The sequence below is a fragment of the Rheinheimera sp. genome, assembly GCF_036782235.1.
Lineage (GTDB): Bacteria > Pseudomonadota > Gammaproteobacteria > Enterobacterales > Alteromonadaceae > Pararheinheimera.
This window is the reverse complement of the sequence record NZ_DAIPZL010000004.1, coordinates 367,543-388,190: the sequence shown is the minus strand read 5'-3', so window position 1 is coordinate 388,190 and position 20,648 is coordinate 367,543. Positions and strand designations below refer to the sequence as shown.

Below are 20,648 nucleotides of genomic sequence, written 5' to 3'. Positions count from 1 at the left end.
TCAACTTATTTCAAACTCACCCGGCTTGCTGCTTTCGCACCACCCCGTCGGCATGAGGCGCATTATAGAGACTTTCAGAGCAGTGGCAAGCGCAAATTTAAGAAAACTTATGTTTTTGAGTGTGACAGCTTCTTTTTCAGTCGAAAGGTGCTTTTTTCCAACAATTGTCGCATACTTTCCACACAGCACAGGAGATTTATATGCCAGTACGTAGTTATAAAGGTATCAGCCCCAGCCTGGCGCAAGGGGTATATATAGATGAAAGTGCCGTTGTCGTTGGTGATATCAGCTTAGGAACTGACGTCAGTCTCTGGCCATTAGTGGCGGCAAGGGGTGATGTCAACAAGATCAGCATAGGCGCGCGCAGCAATATTCAGGACGGTACTGTATTGCATGTATCCAGACCCAGCGGGAAAAATCCGGCAGGCTCGCCATTGATTATTGGTGAAGACGTGACAGTAGGCCATAAATGTATGTTACACGGCTGCACGCTCGGCAATCGTATTTTGGTGGGCATGGGTGCCATAGTGATGGACGACGCTATAGTAGAAGATGATGTGATTATTGGCGCCGGCAGTTTAGTGCCGCCAGGGAAAAAACTGGAATCCGGTTATTTATATGTAGGCAGTCCGGTAAAACAAGCCAGGGCACTGAATGAGGCAGAACGTGCATTTTTAGCCGTATCAGCCGCCAATTATGTGGTACTGAAAAACGACTATCTGGCTGAAGGCTGATGCACAAAGCTGTCACAGGCCGCCTCTATATAAAGCTACTTATATAGAGGCGCAACTATACAGCCGGCCGTTGAAGAAATGGCAGGCTTCAGCCAGCGCCATGCAAGTGAATAATGCCGTCATCACCAATAGCACCAGTTTTTACTGCTTCTTCTATTTGTTCTTCCCAGAAAAAACAGTCTTCTTTTACCTGACACAGCCAGGCATCATGCTGCCAGCCAGCCGGCATCAGGATCAACACCTGCAATCGAAGCCCGCCCTGCAATACAGAACAAGACACCGCCTGATGCATGGCATCAAAATGATAGTCGTCGTTAAAGATAAGCTGCTGATTCATGTTTTCACCAATGCGGTCAGTTGCTCCAGCACAGGTTCAAGTTCAGGTTTGACGCCCCGCCAGATTGCAAAACTTTCAGCAGCCTGCGCCACCAGCATCCCTAAACCATCGGCACATTGTTTTACCCCCTGCTGCTGACACCAGCTTAAAAATGCTGTTGGCTCTTTGTCATAAAGCATGTCGTAGGCGAGCTCACAAGATTTCAGGTGACTGGCGCTGATGTCAGGTCGCTGCTGGCTTAAACCGGATGAAGTTGCATTAATAACCAATAACCATGGCTGCTGTGGAATATCGGCAAAACCCGAAGCAGTGACCCGGCTATCAAATAAGGCTGCGATTGCCTGTGCTTTTTCCGGGGTGCGATTGGCAATATGAATATGCCCAACACCGGCCGCCAGCAAAGGCCCAACGACACCACGACTGGCGCCGCCTGCTCCTAACAACAACAGCTGCGCCGCACCAAGCTTAACACCAAGCCGAGTTAAGTCGGCCACCAGACCCAGACCATCCGTGTTGTCACCACACAAGATGCCCTGATCATCTAGATAAAGTGTATTCACAGCACCTGCCTGTTTTGCCCTGTCACTGAGCTTTGCGGCAAGGGCAAAAGCAACCTCTTTAAAAGGTACCGTGACATTAGCGCCGCGCCCGCCAGCAGCCACAAACTGCTGCCAGCTGTCGGCAAAGCCATCGACCGGTGCTAGAATGGCGTCGTAACTCAGCTGTTGCGCCGTTTGTTCGGCAAAACAGCGATGGATTAAGGGCGATTTTGAATGCCCTACCGGATTTCCAAATACAGCGTAACGGTCCACACTACCACCATGATAAAGTTGCTGAAAAAGATGTTTAAAACCGACGATAACAAGAGCCACCCGACACCACAAGTCACGCCTTATCAATTAATTGGCGGTGAAGCAGCCACCCGGAAGCTGGCCAATCGTTTTTACGACATTATGGCCACAGCGCCTGAAGCAGCAGAATTGTATGCTATTCATCCTTTGCCATTGGATCTGATCCGGCAGAAATTTTTTGAGTTTTTATCCGGCTGGCTGGGCGGTCCAGGCTTATTTGAAGAAAAATATGGTCATCCACGCTTACGTGCCCGTCATATGCCGTTCCCGGTCAGCCCACAATTACGCGATCAGTGGATGTTTTGTATGAATAAAGCACTGGAAGAAGTGGTACAGGACAAAATGTTGCGGATGGGATTAAGTGAAGCGCTGGGACAACTGGCCAGCCATATGATTAACCGCGATAACTAAATTCGGCTTTTCACACTAATGAACAAGGGGCCAACTGGCCCCTTGTTTTTTGGCTTATCAACACACTCAGTTTGAGCGTTGTGGTAAAGCACGCTGCAAAATCTGCTGCAAGAATGCACCAAACTGATGGCCATGATGTTCCAGCATTTTCGGGAACATCGATATAGAGGTCATGCCGGGGAAGGTATTAATTTCGTTCAGCAAAATCTCGCCATCTTCGGTCAGGAAAAAATCCACCCGAGACAAATGCCTTAATTTCAGCTGCCGGAAGGCTTTTAATGCCAGCTGCTGCATAGTCGCAATCTGAGTTTCCGTCAAACCAGCAGGTTCCAGACTGGTGGTGGTGTGACTGGCGTTACTGTATTTTTCTTCATAAGAATAAAACCTGTCCTGCGGTACACAAATTTCACCGGGACGGGTGGCAATCAGCTCGTCACCATATTGATAAACCGCCACTTCCAGTTCACGTGGTTTTAATGCCTTTTCAATCAACACTTGCTCAGAATAACCAAAAGCGTCGTGAATAGCCTGCATCAGCTCAGCTTCGGTGCTGGCTGAATAACACCCCACTGAAGAGCCCTGGCTGGCCGCCTTCACAAACACCTTGCCCCAATTTTTCAGCGCTTGTTGGGCTTGTTGCAGGCTGTCCACTGTTGCATCTGTTAAAAACAAATAAGGGGTATTCGGAATGCCCACAGCCGACAACCATAATTTGGTGCTGATTTTATTAAAACACAAAGTGCTGGCTTCAGGGCCACAGCCTAAATAAGGTAAACCGGCCAGCTCCAGCATCGACTGCAGATCACCGGTTTCCCCCGGATACCCATGAATACAAGGCACCACATAATCAACTGCAAAGCTGTTGTCACCCACCAATAACTGGCGGTTTAAGCCTAAACTGCATTCGGTACCATCCGCAGTCAGCCAACGGTCTTTGTGCATCTCCACCCGGGTCACGCTCACACCAGGTAATGCCGCTAATTGTTGTTCAAGAAAATTGGCGCTGCGCAGCGACACTTCGTGTTCAGCACTGCCACCACCACACAACAACAATACATGGATATTTTTCATCTTTTATTTTCCTAAGATACAACCAGCCCACACCAAACAGACCCGCAAAAAGGTTATCCGTTCAGGCCAAGCCAATCTTGTGGTGTTAAATAACGTTGATATAACAGTGCTTCCGGCGAACCCGCTGCCGGCTGATAACCATATTCCCAGCGCACTAAAGGTGGCATCGACATTAAAATAGACTCTGTACGGCCGCCACTTTGCAGTCCAAACAGGGTGCCACGGTCAAATACCAGATTAAATTCAACATAACGACCGCGGCGATACAGCTGGAACTGCCGCTCGTGCTCGCCATAAGGGGTGTTTTTGCGTGCTTCAACAATTGGCAGATAAGCCTGGCAAAAACCTTCACCGACGCTTTGCATAAAAGCAAAACTACGGGCAAAACCCCATTCGTTGAGATCATCAAAAAACAAGCCGCCCACGCCGCGGGTTTCCTGCCGGTGTTTTAAATAAAAATATTCGTCACACCACTTTTTATATTGGGCATACACTTCTGCGCCAAAAGGGTCACAACAGTTTTTCGCCACCTGATGCCAGTGCACTACATCTGCTTCTACCGGATAAAAAGGCGTCAGATCAAAACCACCGCCAAACCACCAGACCGGCGCTTCACCTTCTTTTTCAGCAATAAAAAAACGCACATTAGCGTGACTGGTTGGCACATGCGGATTATTCGGGTGGATCACCAATGAAACACCCATGGCTTCAAAACCACGACCGGCCAATTCTGGCCTGTGGGCTGTGGCCGAGCCCGGCATTTTATCACCAAACACATGGGAAAAATTCACGCCAGCCTGTTCAAATACAGCGCCGTGCGTTAATACCCTGCTACGGCCACCACCACCTTCAGCACGCTGCCAGCTGTCTTCAACAAACTGTGCTTTGCCGTCTGCTGCTGTTAAGGCTGCGCAAATCTGATCTTGCAGCGCCAATAAAAATGCTTTGACCTTGGCTTTATCAACCTGCTGTATTGCTGCTTGCATCCTTTACTCCTATGCTGCTGGCTGCTGTTTAGCCAGCACGAAAAATATGACCGGTCTGAACATCACGAATTTCACTTGGGTTTAACCGGCCACCTGTTGGCGCATCAATAATCACCGCCAGTTTTTCGCCTAACTGTGCCTGCACATCGGCTGCGCTTCGACAGGCGGGCTGGCCCGATAGATTGGCGCTGGTGGAGGTAATGGGTTTGCCATAAGCCCGGCATAATTGCTGCACTAAAGGGTGATCTGACACCCGGATAGCAATAGTGCTGAATTGTCCGGTTAACCAGTCACTCAAACCAGCACGGGCGGGCACCACCCAGGTCACAGGACCTGGCCAGCTCGCCAGCATCCGTTGTTTTTGTTCGGCATTGATGGCGCTCTCATCAATATAAGGCTGCAACTGGGCATAATCTGCCGCTATTAAAATCAGACCTTTGTTTTTTTCCCTTTGTTTAATGTGCAACAACAAGGCGATGGCCTGCTGATTGTCCGGGTCACAACCCACACCAAACACAGCTTCGGTTGGATACCCAATTGTTTTACCTTCAGCTAAGGCATTGACAGCATTTAATATTTCAGTCTGATTCATCGTCTTTTCTATCGTTAAACAACGCAATGAAGCGTACAAATGTTTTCCTGCCACCGGCCAGATGGCTATAATAGCCGCCTATTATGCCAGCAGCTGGCGGTTTTGAGGAAACAGCAATGAAAGTCGGTATCATTATGGGTTCAAAATCTGATTGGCCCACCATGAAAAATGCAGCAGACATGTTAGACAAATTTGGTATCAGTTATGAGACCACTGTTGTTTCTGCCCATAGAACCCCACATTTGCTGGCTGAATATGCCGGCAACGCCGCCAGCCGCGGTTTAAAAGTGATTATTGCCGGTGCAGGTGGTGCAGCCCACTTACCTGGTATGGCTGCCGCTTTTACCAGTTTGCCGGTACTGGGCGTGCCCGTGCAATCCAAAGCACTGAAAGGCATCGATTCTTTGTTGTCTATAGTGCAGATGCCAAAAGGTGTTGCCGTTGGCACTCTGGCGATTGGTGATGCAGGAGCCGCCAACGCCGGTTTATTGGCCGCACAAATTCTGGCCACGTCAGATGCCGCTTTAATGACAAAAATCGATACATTCCGTCAGGAACAAACCGACTCGGTGCTGAGCCAGCCTAACCCTGCAGAGGATGCAGAATGAAAAAAGTTCTGGTGATGGGCGCAGGGCAACTGGCCCGGATGATGGCCTTGGCCGGCGCTCCGCTGAATATTCAGGTGCTGGCTTATGATGTAAACACAGACACTGTGCTGCACCCGGTCACTCAACAAAAGTTTGCACTGACCCTGGCACAAGCTGTGGCTGATGCTGATGTGGTCAGCTCTGAATTTGAACATATTCCTTATCCGGTACAAGACATTTGTCAGGCCAGTGGTAAGTTTTTACCAAACAGCACCGCCATTAAAGCAGGCGGCGACCGCCGCCAGGAAAAACAGCTGCTGGATGCGGCAGGCGTGGCCAATGCCGGTTATCGGATTGTCAGCACTGAAGCTGAATTTCATGCAGCTATTACTGCTTTAGGTTTGCCGCTGGTATTAAAAAGTGCGTTGGCTGGTTACGACGGCAAAGGCCAGTGGCGGTTAAAGCAATCTGAAGATGCTGCAGCCATCTGGGCTGATATCGAAAATTTTATGCAGGGCGCGAATCACACTCTGCCACAGGCTATAGTGGCCGAGCAGTTTGTGCGTTTTGACCGTGAAGTCAGTTTAGTGGGTGCCCGCAACGCCAAAGGCGAAACTGTGGTGTATCCACTGACCGAAAATCACCATGTAAACGGTGTACTGGCCGTGTCTCTGGCGCTGCCAGGTGAGCACCAGTTACAACAGCAAGCCAAACAGATGTTTGATGCTGTGGCCGCCAAACTCGATTACGTTGGTGTGCTGGCGTTGGAGTTTTTCCAGGTAGGTGACCAGCTGCTGGTGAACGAAATTGCGCCCCGGGTGCACAACTCAGGCCACTGGACCCAACAAGGCAGCGACACCTGCCAGTTTGAAAACCATCTGCGTGCTGTTTGTGGTTTACCGCTTGGCAGCACAGCTTTAGTGCGCCCCACTTTGATGGTGAATATTCTGGGTGAAGATGCAGTAGACCCGGCCGTATTAGCGCTGCCGTCCTGCCATCTGCATTGGTACGGCAAAGCTAAAAGAGCTGGCCGCAAAATGGGCCATATTAATTTGTCTGGCGAAACAGTGGCAGAACTGGCTGAACGTTTTGTGGCGCTGAGCAGGTTACTGCCAGAGCTGAGTTTCCCTGAAGTGGCTGATATGGCAGCTAAGCTGGCAGAAAGAGTGTAACTTTGCTTTTTCCACGCACAAATTAGCAAAAGGCCCGCACAGGGCCTTTTTTATGTCGGGCTGTTGCTCACCTGCTTTATTCTGCCTGCGGCAACTGGCACTTTTTACTGGCGCAAATCAGTTTAACACCTGAAGCTGTGTTTTTTTCCGCCAACAAGTGAAAACCACAATGGCGGCAAGTGCCGGCCACAGGTTTAAAATTCAGCACAAAGTCACAGGCCGGGTACTGATCACAACCATAAAAGGTTTTACCGTATTTGCTGGTACGCTCCAGCAACTTGCCTTTGTGACAGAGTGGACAACTGACATCAGCCACTGCCGGGGCTTCTTCATGCACAATAAAATGACAAGACGGAAAGTTACTGCAACCGATAAACATGCCATAACGGCCATTTTTTACTGCCAGTGGCGAACCACAACTGGGGCAAGGCGTATCCGCCAGCAGCTTGACTACTGTGCTTTCATGCGGGTGTAAATTCTGAATATAACTGCAGTTTGGGTAATTGCTGCAGCCTAAAAAAGGGCCATGTTTGCCCGACTTCATCACCAGCTCGTGCTGACATAAAGGGCAAATTTGTTTGTGCTCAGGAATGGCAAATAATGGCGCTTCAGACATCAGTGATAACCGACTAACAGAATAAATGGATTATCGCATAGTCCGAGGCAGCTGTAGCAACAAATCAATAAGGCCGAATGCACAACTCTGTGCTGCCGGAACCTTAGGGCAGGTAAAAAAAAGGCCGCTAATGCAGCGGCCCTGTCGGTTCTTCAAAAATTAAGTCTTCCATCTGGGCATAAGCGGTTTCGTGACCCGGTGCATTAAACAACACCATTAATACCACCCATTTTAAATCTTCCAGATTCACTTCTTTGCTGTCTAAATCCATCACCCGGTCCAACACCATCTCGCGGGTTGGCAAGTCCAGCACGTTTATTTGTTCGAGGAACAGCAGGAATCCGCGGCACTCCGCATCCAGCTTACGTTGCTCATCAGCAGTAAAAATACGTACCGCTGTTGAATTGGTTTTGGTTAAGTAAGGTTTGACATGGCTCTCCTGCAGTTTGGACAGATTCTCCAGCCAACGCAGGGCTTTAAAAATATCATCATCATGGAAACCAGCTTTGACCAGCTCGCGGGTCAGATCAGCCTGATTAACATAAATTTCTGATTCATTATGGATATAGTTTTCGAACAGGTAGACGAGGATATCAAACATAATCAGGCCCTCCTCACTCGAATGTAGCCACCAGGTACTACAGCCACTTCACCGGACAATTCCAGCTCCAGCAGCATAATGGTTACGTCAGCGATCGGCATCCCAGCACGTGATGCGATCACATCTATTGCCGTCGCCTCATCTCCTACGTTAGCCAACAAGCTGTGTTCGAACAAGCCTTGCTGACAATTATTTTTACGTAGTATTTGTTTAGACGGTTTTGCTGGCAGAAAAATCGCTAACTCTTCGATAATATCGGCCACAGAACGGGCTAATTTAGCACCCTGCAAAATTAATTGATGGCAACCTGCCGCCAGCGGATTGTATATAGAACCTGGCACCGCAAACACTTCCCTGCTGTATTCAGCGGCGTAATTGGCACTGATCAGTGAACCACTTTTTTCCGCCGCTTCCACCACTAGGGTGCCCAGACTGAGCCCCACCACAATACGGTTTCTCAGCGGAAAAAACATTGTGCGGGGCGCTTCATCCGGCAGATATTCAGACACCAGGGCACCACTTTCCCGCACCTGCGCAGTGAGTTTGGTGTGTTGTTTCGGATAAATATGCAACAAGCCGTTACCCAGCACAGCGATAGTGGTGCCATTCGCCGACAAAGCGCCCTGATGAGCACAACCATCGATGCCCCGCGCCAGGCCACTGACAATACTCAAACCTGCCCGGCACAGTTCAGCGGCAAAATCAAAAGCAATCTGCCGGCCCGTTGGTGTAGGTTCTCTGCTGCCCACTATGGCAACAGCGGGTTTATTCAATACATCGGGCTGACCTTCCACAAACAAAGCCAGTGGTGGCTGTTTAATTTGTTTTAATAAGGGCGGATAACGGGAGTCAAGGCAGGAAATAAAATGGCGGTCCGGGCTTTGCTCAAGCCAACGCAGCGTGTTGTCGATGCGCTGGTGCTGGGGGGCCAGTAACATCTGGCTTTGCAGTTCGGTTAAGCCGTAACTTTGTAATTGCGCCGGACTGGCGCTGAAGAATTCTGAAAATGGTATCGACTGGATCAGGCGCTGGTACCTTGGCAAGTCCATGCCCGGTACCGACGCCAGAGCCAGCCATTGGCGCAGATCATCCATGATCCCCCCATTGGCTGTATCGCCGCGTTAAATATCGCCTATTAAATCTCCAACCCTGATTGGCTGACGGGTGCCTGTGACAATGGCAAAACTGACGCGGTCTGACACTTTGAAAACCATCAGGTTACCGATTTTTTCCTTAGGCATTTGCAGCACTTCACCATCAATGCCACCTGTCAGTTTTTCATATTTACTGGCGTCCGTCAGATACACCGGGCCACGTTTGGTATCAACCACTGAAGGTGAATTCCGGTAGATTGAGAACATATGGCCAGGTGCAACGTCGTCAATCAAGCCTTTGTTCAGTACCACAATGTCCCACTTGGAAAATTCACGCAGATCTGAAGTAGTGTCGATAATCACACCTTCAATTGATTTTTCCGGTTTTTTCATCACAAAAAACGCCGGCAAGGACTGCCCTTCAGCAGCAGGTAACAGTTTGTCGCCTTGACGAATTTCCTGCTTAACATCAATTACCTGAACTGAAGCTGGTTCATTATTTTCTTTGCTGCCCGGACGGAAGACTTTAGCCGTGGCCACCAGAATGGTTTCGTAACCTAATAAATCTTCACTTTGTGGGTCGATATAAGCTTTACCTTTGCGGTAAATACCATAACTAGCACCCAATTCAAGTTCACCACGCACATAAAGCACGTGTTCTTTAATCGAGTTTTTAATCTGATCGTTGGCACCTAACACATAAGGCAGCTTGTTAATTTCGCTTTCACTCAGTGCCTGCTCGTAAGTCAGGAAAGGCCGGATCATCTTCAGTGGCAAGGTTGTCACTGCTTTAGTTGATTTCATCGTTTTGCGTTGTTGCGGCGACAGTTTTTTGTAACCCTCAGGCCGGCTCATCGCAGTTGTGTCTTCACTGGCCGTTACTTCAGGCTCAGCAACCGGCGCGCTGGTATCCGGAGAAATCTTCACCACTTTGCTGTCTTCATTGACTTCCAGCACAGGATTGCCGTCGGCGTCAAAAGATAAACTCAGCACATCACCGGGGTAAATCAGGTTCGGGTTATCAACCTGTGGGTTCAGTTTCCACAATTGTGGCCACAACCAGGGCTTGGACAAATACATGCCGGAGATGTCCCAGAGTGTGTCCCCTTCCTTCACAGTGTAATTTTTAGGCGCATCAGCCTTGAGCACCAATTCTTCCGCTGTTGATAAACTTGTATAACAAAGCAGCAAAGCGGCGAGTGAGGTTGTTATTGTTTTGAGCATGCCAGCTTCCTTGAGCCCGAACTTGTAGTAATTATTGCAGACTAAGCTGTTAATACAGCTGATTAATGGCTAAAATTAGACCATATCACAGATACTTAAACAAAGCATATTTTTGTAGGTGCCATGACAGTCTTAACCGTTTTACATTACCCAGACGATCGTTTACGTACAGTAGCCAAGCCTGTAGCAGAAATTACCCCTCAGATCCGGCAGTTGGTCGCTGACATGCTTGAAACCATGTACGATGAAAATGGTATAGGCTTAGCTGCGACACAAGTCAATGTACATCAGCGGGTTGTGGTGATTGATGTGTCCGAAAGCCGTGACCAGCCGCAAATTTTTATCAACCCGGAAATCACCAGCAAAAGTGGCGACACGACCTATGAAGAAGGTTGTTTGTCGGTACCACAAAGTTACGCTAATGTGGAGCGTGCTGCCGAAGTGACAGTCAAAGCGCAGAACCTGGAAGGTGAATGGTTTGAACTGAAGGCTGATGGTTTGTTGGCTATCTGCCTGCAACATGAGCTGGACCACCTGCTCGGCAAACTTTTTATTGATTATCTGTCGCCGTTAAAACGCGACCGCATCAAGAAAAAGCTGGAAAAAGAAGCCCGTAACGCGGCTCGTTAAGCCATCACAGGAATTGCCGTGACTCCATTACGCATTATTTTTGCCGGTACACCGGATTTTGCCGCCCGCCATTTACAGGCTTTGCTGAATTCAGAACACCAAGTGGTTGCCGTTTATAGCCAGCCCGACCGCCCTGCCGGCCGCGGCCAGCAGCTACAAGCCAGCCCGGTCAAACAGCTGGCGCTGCAACACCATATTCCGGTGTTTCAGCCCAAGTCTCTGAAAAAAACCAAAGCGCAGGCCGAACTTGCCGCCTTAAATGCCGATCTGATGGTGGTGGTGGCTTATGGTCTGATTTTACCTGCTGTGGTACTCAATACCCCCACACTGGGTTGTATTAATGTGCATGGTTCTTTGTTGCCACGCTGGCGTGGGGCTGCGCCTATTCAGCGCGCTTTGTGGGCGGGTGACGCCCAAACCGGCGTGACCATTATGCAAATGGATGAGGGCCTGGACACAGGCGCTATGCTCAGCACAGCGACACTGGCTATTGAGCCAACCGATACTTCCGCCAGCCTCTATGAAAAACTGGCTGAGATTGGCCCCAAAGCATTGCTGGATGCCCTGAAGGATTTGCCCGCGCTGCAACAAAAAGCCGTAACGCAGGACGATAGCCAAGCCAATTACGCTGAAAAACTCAGTAAAGAAGAAGCAAAACTTGATTTTACCAAACCCGCAGCAGCGCTGGAGCGGGAAATTCGCGCTTTTAACCCATGGCCGGTCAGCTACCTGCAACTGGGCAACCAGCAGTTAAAAATCTGGCAGGCCAGGGTTGAACCTCTGACCCAAACTGCCACGCCTGGCACAGTGCTGAAAGTGGACAAAAAAGGCATTGTGATTGCCACAGGCGAAGGTGCTTTAGTGCTTGAGCAATTGCAGCCGCCAGGTAAAAAAGCCATGGCAGTGGCCGATTTTATTAACGGCCGCGCCGACTGGTTTCCTGTTGGGCAAGTACTGGGTGTTTCAGCATGAGCGCCAACCTGCGAGCGGTAGCCGCCACTTGTTGTTATCAGGTGGTTGATCAGGGCAAATCTTTGTCTGATGTACTGCCCAAAGCTCAGCTGCAATTTGAGAACCCAGCCGATAAAGCTTTGTTGCAGGAGATTTGTTTTGGTGTGCTGCGCCATTTACCTTTGCTGGATTTTGTCTGCCAGCAGCTGATGGCTAAACCGCTGATCAAACAATTAAGGCCACTGCAGTTTTTAATTTATGTTGGCATATATCAGCTGAAGTTTTTACGTATTCCCGATCACGCCGCTGTGGGTGAAACCGTTGAAGCCGCCCGTTATTTAAAAGGTCAGTCCATGACCAAATTAATTAACGGTGTGCTGCGCTCGGTACAACGTAAAGCAGAGCTGTTTGATGTCAGTCAGGCACCTCTGCCGGTGCAAACCAATCACCCTTCCTGGCTGGTGAATTCACTGCAACAGGCTTACCCACAGCAGTGGCAACAGGTGCTGGCTGCCAATCAGCAAAAAGCCCCGCTGTGGCTTCGCGTGAATGTGCAGCGCTGCAGCATTAAAGAATTTTGTCAGGCGTTAACAGCCGAAGGTATTGAGTTCAGCCAACCGGAACCCAGTTTGCCACAGGCTATTTTGCTGGCACAGGCCACAGATGTAGTACTGCTGCCCGGTTATCTGGATGGCTGGTTTGCAGTGCAGGATTTAGCCGCCCAATATGCCGCTGTGTTTCTGGCACCAGAAAACGGCGAACATATTCTGGATGCCTGTTGCGCCCCAGGGGGTAAAACCGGCCATATCCTGGAAATTGCGCCAAAGGCTCAGGTATTGGCGCTGGATAAAGACGCAAAACGGCTGGACAGAGTGCGCGATAATCTGGCGCGCCTTGGCCATCAGGCTGAGATGAAAGCCGCGGATGCCGCCACACCACGCCAATGGTGGGATGGCCAGCCCTTTGACCGTATTTTGCTGGACGTGCCCTGCTCGGCCACCGGCGTCATTCGCCGTCATCCGGATATCCGTTGGCTCAGAAAAGCCGCCGATATTGCAGCGCTTGCCACCTTACAACAACAAATTCTGATCCAGATCTGGCCTTTATTAAAACCGGGCGGCACGCTGTTATATGCCACCTGCAGTGTATTGCCGGCAGAAAACCAACTGCAAATCAGTCAGTTCCTGGCACATCACCCGGATGCCGAAGCTGTGGCTTTAGGCGCCGGTATCAACGACAGTCAAATGCAAATTCTGCCTGGCGAACAACAAGCCGACGGCTTCTTTTACGCCAAACTCAGCAAAAAGGCGAACGGATGAAAATTATCATTCTGGGTGCAGGTCAGGTTGGCGCCACTTTGGCGGAAAACCTGGTGGGTGAAGAAAACGACATTACTGTGGTCGACATTAACGCCGACAAACTCAGGGCTTTGCAGGATAAGCTGGATTTGCAGGTGGTGCATGGCCACAGCGCCCATCCGGATATCCTGAAAAAAGCCGGCGCTGAAGACGCAGATATGATTATTGCAGTGACCAACAGCGATGAAGTGAATATTGTCGCTTGCCAGGTGGCTTACAGTATTTTTAATACACCAACCAAAGTAGCGCGCATCCGCACCAACCAATACATCAAATACCGCGACCAGCTGTTTAACAAAGACGATATGCCGGTTGACCACTTTATTGCCCCTGAAACTCTGGTCACCGACTATATCCGCCGTTTAATCGACTACCCGGGTGCTTTGCAGGTGGTGGAGTTTGCCGGCGGCAAAGTGAGTTTAGTGGCGGTGAAAGCTTATTATGGTGGTTTGCTGGTAGGTCATGCGTTGTCTACCTTGCGTGAACATATGCCCCATATCGACGCCCGGGTAGCGGCGATATACCGCCGTGGCCATGCTATTAAGCCTATTGGCACCACTATTATTGAAGCCGACGACGAAGTGTTTTTTGTCGCGGCCACCAAACATATCCGCGCTGTGATGAGCGAACTGCAAAAGCTGGAAAACAGCTACAGACGCATTATGATCGCCGGCGGCGGCAACGTCGGTTTTGGTTTGGCCAAAGCTTTAGAAAAAACCCACAGCGTCAAGCTCATCGAACGCAGTAAAGAGCGCGCCGAGTATTTATCCAGCACCCTGGAAAACACTGTGGTATACGCCGGCGATGCGTCAGATCCAGAGTTATTGCAGGAAGAAAACATCGATCAGGTGGACGTGTTTTTAGCGGTCACCAACGACGATGAAGCCAACATTATGTCGGCTATGCTGGCCAAACGGATGGGCGCACAAAAAACCATGGTGCTGATTAAACGCGGCGCTTATGTCGATTTGCTGCAAGGTGGTGAAGTGGATATTGCGGTGTCGCCACAACAAGCCACTATTTCAGCCTTGTTAACCCACGTGCGCCGTGGTGACATTGTGAACGTGTATTCCCTGCGCCGTGGCGCCGCCGAAGCTATTGAAGCGATAGCACATGGGGATAAAACCACTTCCAAAGTGGTGGGCCAGGCCATTGGCAAAATTAAACTGCCGCCGGGCTGCACCATAGGCGCCATAGTGCGGGGTGACGAAGTGTTGATTGGCCACGACGCCACTGTGATTGAAACCGACGACCACGTAATTTTGTTTTTAGTAGATAAAAAGTTTATCGGTGAAGTGGAACGTTTGTTCCAGGTCAGCGCTATATTTATCTAGTTGTTTTAAATAAGATTTAAACTTTAAATGCCGGATTAAACATTGGTTTATTCCGGCATTTTTGTTATTGCAGGTTATATAACAGCGCCTGAAACAGCGGCCTGATACAAAGCCGGCGTCAGGTAATAATGCACTTTATATTCGGTTTCACCGGCGGCATTTTTCGCTTCCACCTGATGCGAAAATACCCCACCAATTTTCTCGACGGCACGGCGCGAACGGATGTTGTCAGCACCAATATGCAGCCAGACTTTATCCACATGCAAAAAAGCATGTTGCAGCATCAGCTGCTTCATTTCGCCATTCACAGCCCCACCCCAATGGCTGCGTGCTAAAAAGCTGTACCCTATCGCCAGTTCACGTTCTGCCAGATTGATATCGTAATAACGGCTGGAGCCAACGATTAGACCGCTTTGGTTATCAACCACCTTAAAAGCGCTGCCGGAGGTTATGCCGCTGTCGAAAAAACGCGCAAACACCTCCCGCTGGTAGCGGTTGGGTTCAGGGTGTTGTTGCCAAATCAAAGGGTCGCTGGCGGCAAGGTATAAGGCCTCAAAATCATCGGCTTCTAATGGCAGTAACGTGATCTGTTTGCCGGTTAACACAGGTTGTAATACAAAATCTGCCATTTTTTATCCTTTGAACCGGCCCAAATGCCGTACATAACGCCCCTGCAACAAGCTTCAGGCAACAAAACTGCATCTTAGTTTTGGCCTGTAACTTATTGCTTAACAACCATTTTTTCGCATTGTAACCACTTTATAAGTTAAATGACCATTAACTGGTGGTTCTGCCGAATCAACAAAACAGAAACAGGGCCAACCAACTGAATTTAAATGATATTTTTTATGGCATTTAACTTGCCACCCGCACCTGCCCCGATGGGCACCTTATCCGAAATATCATTCCAATAAACGGACAGATTGTATGAATAAAATTTTTTTTAATACCCAACAACAACTGAGAAACGGCTGGTGGGTGCTGGTGTTTGTGGCCATTCTGGTTGTATCACAGCAGCTGTATAAACCCACTAAAAACTGGCTGGCCAGTCTTGGTGCCAGCAGCACTCAACTTGAACCACTGGCATTGCTGTTTTTATTGCTGGTGAGCTGGTGTTGTTTATTGTTGCGCCGGCAGAAATTCAGTGACTTAGGTTTGCAGCTCAACAAAAGCTGGTGGCAACAGTTGCTGCTGGGCACCAGTGCCGGCGTGGTGATGATGTTGTTGATAGCGGCGCTGATGTGGAGTTGCGCCACTGTCAGCTTTCGTCTGAACCCGGAGTTTCAAGCCTCAGATTTAATGTACGGCGCTTATTTGTTATTGATCGCAGCTGCGCTGGAAGAGCTGTTATACCGTGGTTTTGTGTTTCAGCGCCTGCTCGATGGTTTAGGTGCCTGGCCGACCCAACTGCTGTTTGCCACAGTCTTTGTGTTAGGTCATTGGGACAACCCAGGCCTTGCAGGCAGCGCTAAAATTGTCGCCTCTGTCGATTTGGCATTAGCCTCTTTACTCTTTGGCCTGGCGTACATCAAAACCCGCAGTTTAGCGTTGCCGCTGGGCTTACATTTTGGCTGGAACTGGGCGCAAGGTTATCTGCTGGGTTTTCAGGTCAGTGGGTATGAACATAACGGCTGGCTGTTACCTCAACTGCAAGCGCAGCCAGACTGGCTGACCGGCGGCACCTTTGGTGCTGAAGCCAGTGTTTTTGCTTTGCTGGTGGATTGTCTGGCGCTCTGGTTGTTATGGCGCTGGCGTGGCACTGCCACGACAGCTAAAGCACCCGCATACACATCATCACCCGCTCAGGCGGTTTAAAGCAGCAAAGCTGCCTGTTATCACAACACTGCTGGCTGAACTAAATATTGTTTCGCTGTTTGTTCTACCCGCTGTCGCAACAGTTGCAGCAGCGGGCTTTCACTTTGCCAATAATGCCAATACAAAGGGGTATCCAGAAAATAACCGGGCGATAAATCAATAAGTTGCCCTGAGTCCAACAAATGCTGGCTTTGCAGCTCTGGCAATAAACCAAAGCCTAAACCCACCAGCACAGCACGGACAAAACCTTCAGAAGACGGGCATAAATGCACCCGCTGTGGTGTGGCGCCGGCAATATCGGCCAGATACTGATGTTGCAGCTGATCATGCTGACTAAACACCATACAAGGCAAAGCCGCTATTTTGGCCGGCAGGTTTTGGGTAAGCTGGTGCCTTTCCACAAAATCCACACTTGCCACAGCCCGATACCGCAGTGCGCCCAGATACAACACAGCACCGCCATTCACCGGCTGGGCTGCGTCACAAACACAAGCCATCACGTCGCCCTGCTTCATACGTTTTAAGCCAACGGATTGATCTTCAACCACTAAATCAAACTGCACTCCGGGGTGATCCGGTAGCACCAAAGCCTGTGGCAACCAGGTTGCCAAAGAATCGGCATTAGTCGCCAGCCGCACTACTAAATGCTCCGGGTCGTCGGTCAGCCCAAGCGCCGCTTCCATTTGCCGCACCTGCTGCAAATGATTCAGCAAACGTTGCCCGGCGGCCGTGGCGACTGGCGGTGAGGTGCGCAGCAACACTGGCTGGCCCAATAAAGCTTCCAGCTGTTTGATGCGCCGGCTCACTGCCGACTGGGTTAAACACAGCTGCTGCGCCGCTTTTTCAAAACCCTGTTGTTCAATCACTGCCGCCAGCGCTTGTAACAGCCGATAATCAATCATGATTAAAACTCATGTAGGCTAAAAATTATTCGTTGGATTCATTGTAATGCTGTTGTTTAGACTCTGGCCAGAGTTGCAGCCTGGTGTTTTGAAAAAGGAAAAATGGGGATGTTGTCATTTTTTACCGGTTTTACCGTGGGCCTGAGTTTAATAGTGGCCATTGGCGCGCAGAATATCTGGGTGCTGAGCCAAAGTATGGCCGGCGCTAACCGGCTGGTGATCGCGCTGGTATGTATCAGCTGTGACGCGCTGTTAATTATTACGGGTGTGTACAGTGTGCAGTGGTTGCAACAAATAATGCCACCGCTGGTGCCAGTGCTTACCTGGTGCGGGGTGCTGATGCTGTTGTGGCTGGCTTATGGCGCCGCCCGCCGCGCCTGGCAAGGCAGCCAAGGTTTAATGGCAAAACAACAAGTGCAGGTGCAACCCTGGCCAAAAACAGCTATTACCGCTTTGGCCATTACTTTGCTCAACCCTCATGTGTATCTGGACACTGTGGTGTTGATTGGTGGTGTTGGCACTTTGCAACCACAACCGGGTTGGTTTACGGTAGGCGCTTGTCTGGCATCTTTTCTCTGGTTTAGCAGCCTGACTGCTTTGGCGCCCAGGCTAAAGACTTTACTGAGTTCACCCATACGCTGGCGGGTGTTTGATGGCTTGGTGGCTATGACTTTGGCTGGGATTGCGGTGAAGCTGGCGGTTGCTTAGCGGTTGCCTAATAACCGATTTTTAATGCCCTGCGGCATGGCGCGTATGCCGGGTCTCGCCCCGGCGGGCGAGTCTCTTTCTTTGCTGACAAAGAAAGAGACGTAAAGAAATCACCCCGGTGAGCCTTCGAAAGCCCTCTAAAAATCAAAAGTTTGAGGCGCCGCCAAAACTCGACGGCTGCTAACGTCAGCCGTCTCAAACAGTTGGCGTCTTAAAACCTCAAACTTTCAATTTTTATCGGCTCGTCTCAACGGGGAGGAAAAGCGCTGGTATGAGGATTGGGTTAGTTCTGAATTGCAAAAATAACTCAAACAACGCACAGTTCAAGACCTGACCCCAATGACCACAAATAATGATGGAATTCCATTATATTCAAACACTTTGTCATGCTGAATGGAACAAGCGATGAGTAAACAACTGCCACGAGCACCTCAGATTACATATCTTCCAATAAATCACTGTATCTATTGCGGCAATGAAAAGGATGCGCTTTCTGATGAACACATTATACCTTTTGGATTGAACGGAAATTTTGTATTGCCTAAGTCAAGTTGCGCGGAATGCGCGAAAATAACCTCAGAATTTGAACGTAAAGTACTGAGAGGATTCTTAGATAACGGCCGTCGTGCTATGGGAGTTTCATCTCGGCATAAAAAGCATAAAAAGCCAGCTGCTACTCCAGTTAAGTTTATTGCCGGAAATACACGGTTAGATGGTGAAATGCCTATTGAAAACGGCTTTCACACCATACACCTTCCAATTTTTATAGCCCCTTTAGCTCTTGGCGGGGAAAGCAAAGATGACAGGCCGGATAGCATAGACGTAGTTGGGTTCGACACACTTCACATAGGCGATGCAATTGAGACACTTAAACGCCACAATGCCACGGGTGTCGAAACTCAGACAAACGTAGATATATGGCCATTTATCCGAATGCTGTCAAAAATTGCGTATTCTTACTACGTTGCACAAATAGGCGTGTTTCCTCGAGAGGAAAGTCCGATTCTGTCCATAGTATTAAACAAACACAATTTCGCCAAAGAGTGGGTTGGCTGTTTAGAGGATCATCCACTAACAACGCCTGGCAGTAAGGCTATGCATCTGATGGACATAACAGAACTCAAGGGAGCTGACGGAGCCATTTGCTCGGTTGTTCGAATAAAGTTACTTTCAAATGCTGCCAGCCCAACCTACTCAGTCATAGTCAGATTACAGAATTGAGAATTTACTTAGGAATGTAAGTCAAGTATCGCTTTTAAATTACTACACAAAAAAACTTAACCCCTATTTCGCATACCCCAACCAACAACCGGGAGCTGCGGAGTGAGCATTCAAGAGTGAGCGCGGGAGGCGCGAACGGGCGAACGCAGTAGCTGCCGGTGGTTGGTTGCCGGCAGTGCATCAACCATAAAAAAGGGCTGATATTTATCAGCCCTTTTTGTTTTCACCGGATAAGAGCCTAAACCCCTTATCCGCAATGGTGTTCGCTCTGCTAGTTAAGCGTCAACCCGCTCAAATACAGTGGCAATACCCTGGCCTAAACCTATACACATAGTGGCTAAACCGTATTTGCCGCCTTTGCTTTCCATGACGTTCAGCAAGGTCGTAGAAATACGGGAGCCTGAGCAGCCCAGCGGGTGACCTAATGCAATAGCACCACCGTTTAAGTTTACTTTGGTTTCTTTCACTTCTAACAAACCTAAGTCTTTCATTACCGGCAACGCCTGGGCAGCAAAAGCTTCGTTCAGTTCGAAGAAGTCGATTTGGCCAATGTCTAAACCAGCGGCTTTTAACGCTTTTTTCGACGCTGGCACAGGGCCGTAACCCATGATTGACGGATCACAACCTGCCACACCCATACCAATGACGCGGGCGCGAATTTTTAAGCCTAAAGCGCGGGCTTTGTCTTCACTCATCACCAGCATGGCAGAAGCACCATCGGATAACGCCGAAGAAGTCCCTGCTGTTACTGTACCGTTGGCCGGGTCAAATACCGGACGCAGCGCTGCTAAAGATTCCACCGTAGTTTCAGGGCGGATCACTTCGTCGGTATCAAACAGCTTCAGCACACCATCAGCGTCGTGACCAAGACATGGCAGAATTTCGTTTTTAAAACGGCCTTCCAGCGTCGCTTCATGGGCTAAACGATGTGAACGGGCGCCAAATTCGTCTTGTTCCTGACGGCTGATGCCATGCAGTTTACCCAGTAATTCAGCGGTTAAGCCCATCATACCGGCGGCTTTGGCCACAGATACACCTAAACCCGGGTGGAAATCGACACCGTGGGTCATAGGCACATGGCCCATATGCTCCACACCACCGATTAAATACACTTCACCCATGCCCATGGCGATAGAACGCACAGCATCGTGCAGCGCCTGCATCGAAGAACCGCACAGACGGTTCACAGTAACAGCAGGCACCGAATGTGGAATACCGGCTAATAACGCGGCGTTACGCGCCACGTTAAAACCCTGTTCCAGCGTTTGTTGTACACAACCCCAAATCACATCGTCGATGTCGCTTGGGTTCAGGCCAGGGTTACGTTCTAAAATGCCGCTCATCACATAAGCAGACAGTTGTTCAGCACGGATATTACGGAAAATACCGCCTTTGGAGCGACCCATAGGGGTCCGGATGCAGTCGACAATCACAGCTTGTTTCATGGTAATTC

At 49.6% G+C, this 20,648-nt stretch carries 23 protein-coding genes; 11 read left to right on the top strand and 12 right to left on the bottom strand.

What is annotated here, in order from left to right:
- The first annotated feature begins 200 nt into the window (after window positions 1–200).
- A complete protein-coding gene (locus V7P87_RS07460; protein WP_333796868.1) occupies window positions 201–734 on the top strand; it encodes a gamma carbonic anhydrase family protein in 534 nt (177 codons plus the stop codon).
- Between the two features lie 88 nt (window positions 735–822).
- On the opposite strand, the gene V7P87_RS07455 is transcribed toward V7P87_RS07460, so the two are convergent.
- Both V7P87_RS07455 and aroE read right to left on the bottom strand, forming a co-directional pair.
- Window positions 823–1,071, bottom strand: a complete 249-nt coding sequence (locus V7P87_RS07455) for a DUF1488 domain-containing protein (protein ID WP_333796867.1) — start codon at window positions 1,069–1,071, stop codon at window positions 823–825.
- On the bottom strand, window positions 1,068–1,883 hold the full coding sequence (aroE, locus tag V7P87_RS07450; RefSeq protein WP_333796866.1) for a shikimate dehydrogenase: 816 nt from the start codon (window positions 1,881–1,883) through the stop codon (window positions 1,068–1,070). The genes V7P87_RS07455 and aroE overlap by 4 nt, the downstream gene beginning before the upstream one ends.
- Window positions 1,884–1,892: 9 nt before the next feature.
- Between aroE and V7P87_RS07445 the strand changes: the two genes are divergently transcribed.
- Complete coding sequence (locus tag V7P87_RS07445) at window positions 1,893–2,333, top strand: group II truncated hemoglobin (RefSeq protein ID WP_333796865.1); 441 nt, start codon at window positions 1,893–1,895, stop codon at window positions 2,331–2,333.
- Window positions 2,334–2,399: 66 nt separating this feature from the next.
- Here the strand turns inward: V7P87_RS07445 and V7P87_RS07440 are convergent, their stop codons facing one another.
- From V7P87_RS07440 to V7P87_RS07430, 3 genes are read right to left on the bottom strand one after another with little or no spacing between them, the layout of a single operon-like run.
- Complete coding sequence (locus V7P87_RS07440) at window positions 2,400–3,404, bottom strand: D-alanine--D-alanine ligase (RefSeq protein WP_333796864.1); 1,005 nt, start codon at window positions 3,402–3,404, stop codon at window positions 2,400–2,402.
- 53 nt (window positions 3,405–3,457) lie between these two features.
- Window positions 3,458–4,390 (bottom strand): oxygen-dependent coproporphyrinogen oxidase, encoded by a 933-nt coding sequence (hemF, locus tag V7P87_RS07435; protein WP_333796863.1) that lies wholly within the window; start codon window positions 4,388–4,390, stop codon window positions 3,458–3,460.
- A gap of 28 nt (window positions 4,391–4,418) precedes the next feature.
- Window positions 4,419–4,982, bottom strand: coding sequence for an L-threonylcarbamoyladenylate synthase (locus V7P87_RS07430; protein ID WP_333796862.1), 564 nt, complete (start codon window positions 4,980–4,982; stop codon window positions 4,419–4,421).
- Window positions 4,983–5,098: 116 nt separating this feature from the next.
- Here V7P87_RS07430 and purE point away from each other — a divergent pair, with 116 nt between their 5' ends.
- Both purE and V7P87_RS07420 read left to right on the top strand, forming a co-directional pair.
- A complete protein-coding gene (gene purE / locus V7P87_RS07425) occupies window positions 5,099–5,590 on the top strand; it encodes a 5-(carboxyamino)imidazole ribonucleotide mutase (protein ID WP_333796861.1) in 492 nt (163 codons plus the stop codon).
- On the top strand, window positions 5,587–6,741 hold the full coding sequence (locus tag V7P87_RS07420) for a 5-(carboxyamino)imidazole ribonucleotide synthase (protein ID WP_333796860.1): 1,155 nt from the start codon (window positions 5,587–5,589) through the stop codon (window positions 6,739–6,741). Before purE ends, V7P87_RS07420 begins: the two co-directional genes overlap by 4 nt.
- Before the next feature lie 76 nt (window positions 6,742–6,817).
- Here V7P87_RS07420 and V7P87_RS07415 read toward each other — a convergent pair whose 3' ends face one another.
- The 4 genes from V7P87_RS07415 to V7P87_RS07400 form a co-directional block, all read right to left on the bottom strand.
- Window positions 6,818–7,357, bottom strand: a complete 540-nt coding sequence (locus V7P87_RS07415; RefSeq protein ID WP_333796859.1) for a DNA topoisomerase family protein — start codon at window positions 7,355–7,357, stop codon at window positions 6,818–6,820.
- 127 nt (window positions 7,358–7,484) lie between these two features.
- On the bottom strand, window positions 7,485–7,958 hold the full coding sequence (locus V7P87_RS07410) for a DUF494 family protein (protein WP_260657601.1): 474 nt from the start codon (window positions 7,956–7,958) through the stop codon (window positions 7,485–7,487).
- Window positions 7,959–7,960: 2 nt separating this feature from the next.
- A complete protein-coding gene (dprA, locus tag V7P87_RS07405) occupies window positions 7,961–9,052 on the bottom strand; it encodes a DNA-processing protein DprA (RefSeq protein ID WP_333796858.1) in 1,092 nt (363 codons plus the stop codon).
- A 27-nt stretch (window positions 9,053–9,079) separates the two neighbouring features.
- Window positions 9,080–10,276 (bottom strand): LysM peptidoglycan-binding domain-containing protein, encoded by a 1,197-nt coding sequence (locus V7P87_RS07400; protein ID WP_333796857.1) that lies wholly within the window; start codon window positions 10,274–10,276, stop codon window positions 9,080–9,082.
- A 123-nt stretch (window positions 10,277–10,399) separates the two neighbouring features.
- On the opposite strand from V7P87_RS07400, the gene def reads away from it, so the two are divergent.
- The 4 genes from def to trkA are packed head-to-tail and all read left to right on the top strand — an operon-like array spanning window position 10,400 to window position 14,549.
- Window positions 10,400–10,906 carry a peptide deformylase gene (gene def / locus V7P87_RS07395; protein WP_333796856.1) on the top strand — a complete coding sequence of 169 codons (507 nt, stop codon included), beginning with the start codon at window positions 10,400–10,402 and terminating at the stop codon, window positions 10,904–10,906.
- Between the two features lie 18 nt (window positions 10,907–10,924).
- Window positions 10,925–11,878: a methionyl-tRNA formyltransferase gene (fmt, locus tag V7P87_RS07390; protein WP_333796855.1), complete on the top strand. Its 954-nt coding sequence runs from the start codon at window positions 10,925–10,927 to the stop codon at window positions 11,876–11,878.
- The gene (gene rsmB, locus V7P87_RS07385) at window positions 11,875–13,176 is read left to right on the top strand and encodes a 16S rRNA (cytosine(967)-C(5))-methyltransferase RsmB (protein ID WP_333796854.1); all 1,302 of its coding nucleotides are present in this window, start codon (window positions 11,875–11,877) and stop codon (window positions 13,174–13,176) included. The genes fmt and rsmB overlap by 4 nt, the downstream gene beginning before the upstream one ends.
- Window positions 13,173–14,549 (top strand): Trk system potassium transporter TrkA, encoded by a 1,377-nt coding sequence (trkA, locus tag V7P87_RS07380; RefSeq protein WP_296299635.1) that lies wholly within the window; start codon window positions 13,173–13,175, stop codon window positions 14,547–14,549. Before rsmB ends, trkA begins: the two co-directional genes overlap by 4 nt.
- Before the next feature lie 74 nt (window positions 14,550–14,623).
- Here the strand turns inward: trkA and V7P87_RS07375 are convergent, their stop codons facing one another.
- A complete protein-coding gene (locus tag V7P87_RS07375) occupies window positions 14,624–15,178 on the bottom strand; it encodes a GNAT family N-acetyltransferase (protein ID WP_333796853.1) in 555 nt (184 codons plus the stop codon).
- Window positions 15,179–15,476: 298 nt separating this feature from the next.
- On the opposite strand from V7P87_RS07375, the gene V7P87_RS07370 reads away from it, so the two are divergent.
- Window positions 15,477–16,364 carry a CPBP family intramembrane glutamic endopeptidase gene (locus V7P87_RS07370; protein ID WP_333796852.1) on the top strand — a complete coding sequence of 296 codons (888 nt, stop codon included), beginning with the start codon at window positions 15,477–15,479 and terminating at the stop codon, window positions 16,362–16,364.
- 20 nt (window positions 16,365–16,384) lie between these two features.
- Here V7P87_RS07370 and V7P87_RS07365 read toward each other — a convergent pair whose 3' ends face one another.
- The gene (locus V7P87_RS07365) at window positions 16,385–17,266 is read right to left on the bottom strand and encodes a LysR family transcriptional regulator ArgP (protein ID WP_333796851.1); all 882 of its coding nucleotides are present in this window, start codon (window positions 17,264–17,266) and stop codon (window positions 16,385–16,387) included.
- Window positions 17,267–17,374: 108 nt separating this feature from the next.
- On the opposite strand from V7P87_RS07365, the gene V7P87_RS07360 reads away from it, so the two are divergent.
- The gene (locus tag V7P87_RS07360; RefSeq protein WP_333796850.1) at window positions 17,375–17,974 is read left to right on the top strand and encodes a LysE/ArgO family amino acid transporter; all 600 of its coding nucleotides are present in this window, start codon (window positions 17,375–17,377) and stop codon (window positions 17,972–17,974) included.
- Between the two features lie 405 nt (window positions 17,975–18,379).
- Window positions 18,380–19,195: a hypothetical protein gene (locus V7P87_RS07355; RefSeq protein ID WP_333796849.1), complete on the top strand. Its 816-nt coding sequence runs from the start codon at window positions 18,380–18,382 to the stop codon at window positions 19,193–19,195.
- 275 nt (window positions 19,196–19,470) lie between these two features.
- On the opposite strand, the gene fadA is transcribed toward V7P87_RS07355, so the two are convergent.
- A complete protein-coding gene (gene fadA, locus V7P87_RS07350; protein ID WP_260657589.1) occupies window positions 19,471–20,640 on the bottom strand; it encodes an acetyl-CoA C-acyltransferase FadA in 1,170 nt (389 codons plus the stop codon).
- Window positions 20,641–20,648: the final 8 nt, after the last annotated feature.

Coding starts and splice junctions, on each gene's coding strand:
- V7P87_RS07360 (WP_333796850.1), top strand. CDS start 17,375: ATGTTGTCATTTTTTACCGGTTTTACCGTGGGCCTGAGTTTAATAGTG.
- V7P87_RS07415 (WP_333796859.1), bottom strand. CDS start 7,357: ATGTCTGAAGCGCCATTATTTGCCATTCCTGAGCACAAACAAATTTGC.
- V7P87_RS07410 (WP_260657601.1), bottom strand. CDS start 7,958: ATGTTTGATATCCTCGTCTACCTGTTCGAAAACTATATCCATAATGAA.
- V7P87_RS07355 (WP_333796849.1), top strand. CDS start 18,380: ATGAGTAAACAACTGCCACGAGCACCTCAGATTACATATCTTCCAATA.
- V7P87_RS07375 (WP_333796853.1), bottom strand. CDS start 15,178: ATGGCAGATTTTGTATTACAACCTGTGTTAACCGGCAAACAGATCACG.
- V7P87_RS07420 (WP_333796860.1), top strand. CDS start 5,587: ATGAAAAAAGTTCTGGTGATGGGCGCAGGGCAACTGGCCCGGATGATG.
- fadA (WP_260657589.1), bottom strand. CDS start 20,640: ATGAAACAAGCTGTGATTGTCGACTGCATCCGGACCCCTATGGGTCGC.
- V7P87_RS07445 (WP_333796865.1), top strand. CDS start 1,893: ATGATAAAGTTGCTGAAAAAGATGTTTAAAACCGACGATAACAAGAGC.
- trkA (WP_296299635.1), top strand. CDS start 13,173: ATGAAAATTATCATTCTGGGTGCAGGTCAGGTTGGCGCCACTTTGGCG.
- V7P87_RS07370 (WP_333796852.1), top strand. CDS start 15,477: ATGAATAAAATTTTTTTTAATACCCAACAACAACTGAGAAACGGCTGG.
- rsmB (WP_333796854.1), top strand. CDS start 11,875: ATGAGCGCCAACCTGCGAGCGGTAGCCGCCACTTGTTGTTATCAGGTG.
- dprA (WP_333796858.1), bottom strand. CDS start 9,052: ATGGATGATCTGCGCCAATGGCTGGCTCTGGCGTCGGTACCGGGCATG.
- purE (WP_333796861.1), top strand. CDS start 5,099: ATGAAAGTCGGTATCATTATGGGTTCAAAATCTGATTGGCCCACCATG.
- V7P87_RS07365 (WP_333796851.1), bottom strand. CDS start 17,266: ATGATTGATTATCGGCTGTTACAAGCGCTGGCGGCAGTGATTGAACAA.
- V7P87_RS07430 (WP_333796862.1), bottom strand. CDS start 4,982: ATGAATCAGACTGAAATATTAAATGCTGTCAATGCCTTAGCTGAAGGT.
- V7P87_RS07400 (WP_333796857.1), bottom strand. CDS start 10,276: ATGCTCAAAACAATAACAACCTCACTCGCCGCTTTGCTGCTTTGTTAT.
- V7P87_RS07455 (WP_333796867.1), bottom strand. CDS start 1,071: ATGAATCAGCAGCTTATCTTTAACGACGACTATCATTTTGATGCCATG.
- hemF (WP_333796863.1), bottom strand. CDS start 4,390: ATGCAAGCAGCAATACAGCAGGTTGATAAAGCCAAGGTCAAAGCATTT.
- V7P87_RS07460 (WP_333796868.1), top strand. CDS start 201: ATGCCAGTACGTAGTTATAAAGGTATCAGCCCCAGCCTGGCGCAAGGG.
- V7P87_RS07440 (WP_333796864.1), bottom strand. CDS start 3,404: ATGAAAAATATCCATGTATTGTTGTTGTGTGGTGGTGGCAGTGCTGAA.
- def (WP_333796856.1), top strand. CDS start 10,400: ATGACAGTCTTAACCGTTTTACATTACCCAGACGATCGTTTACGTACA.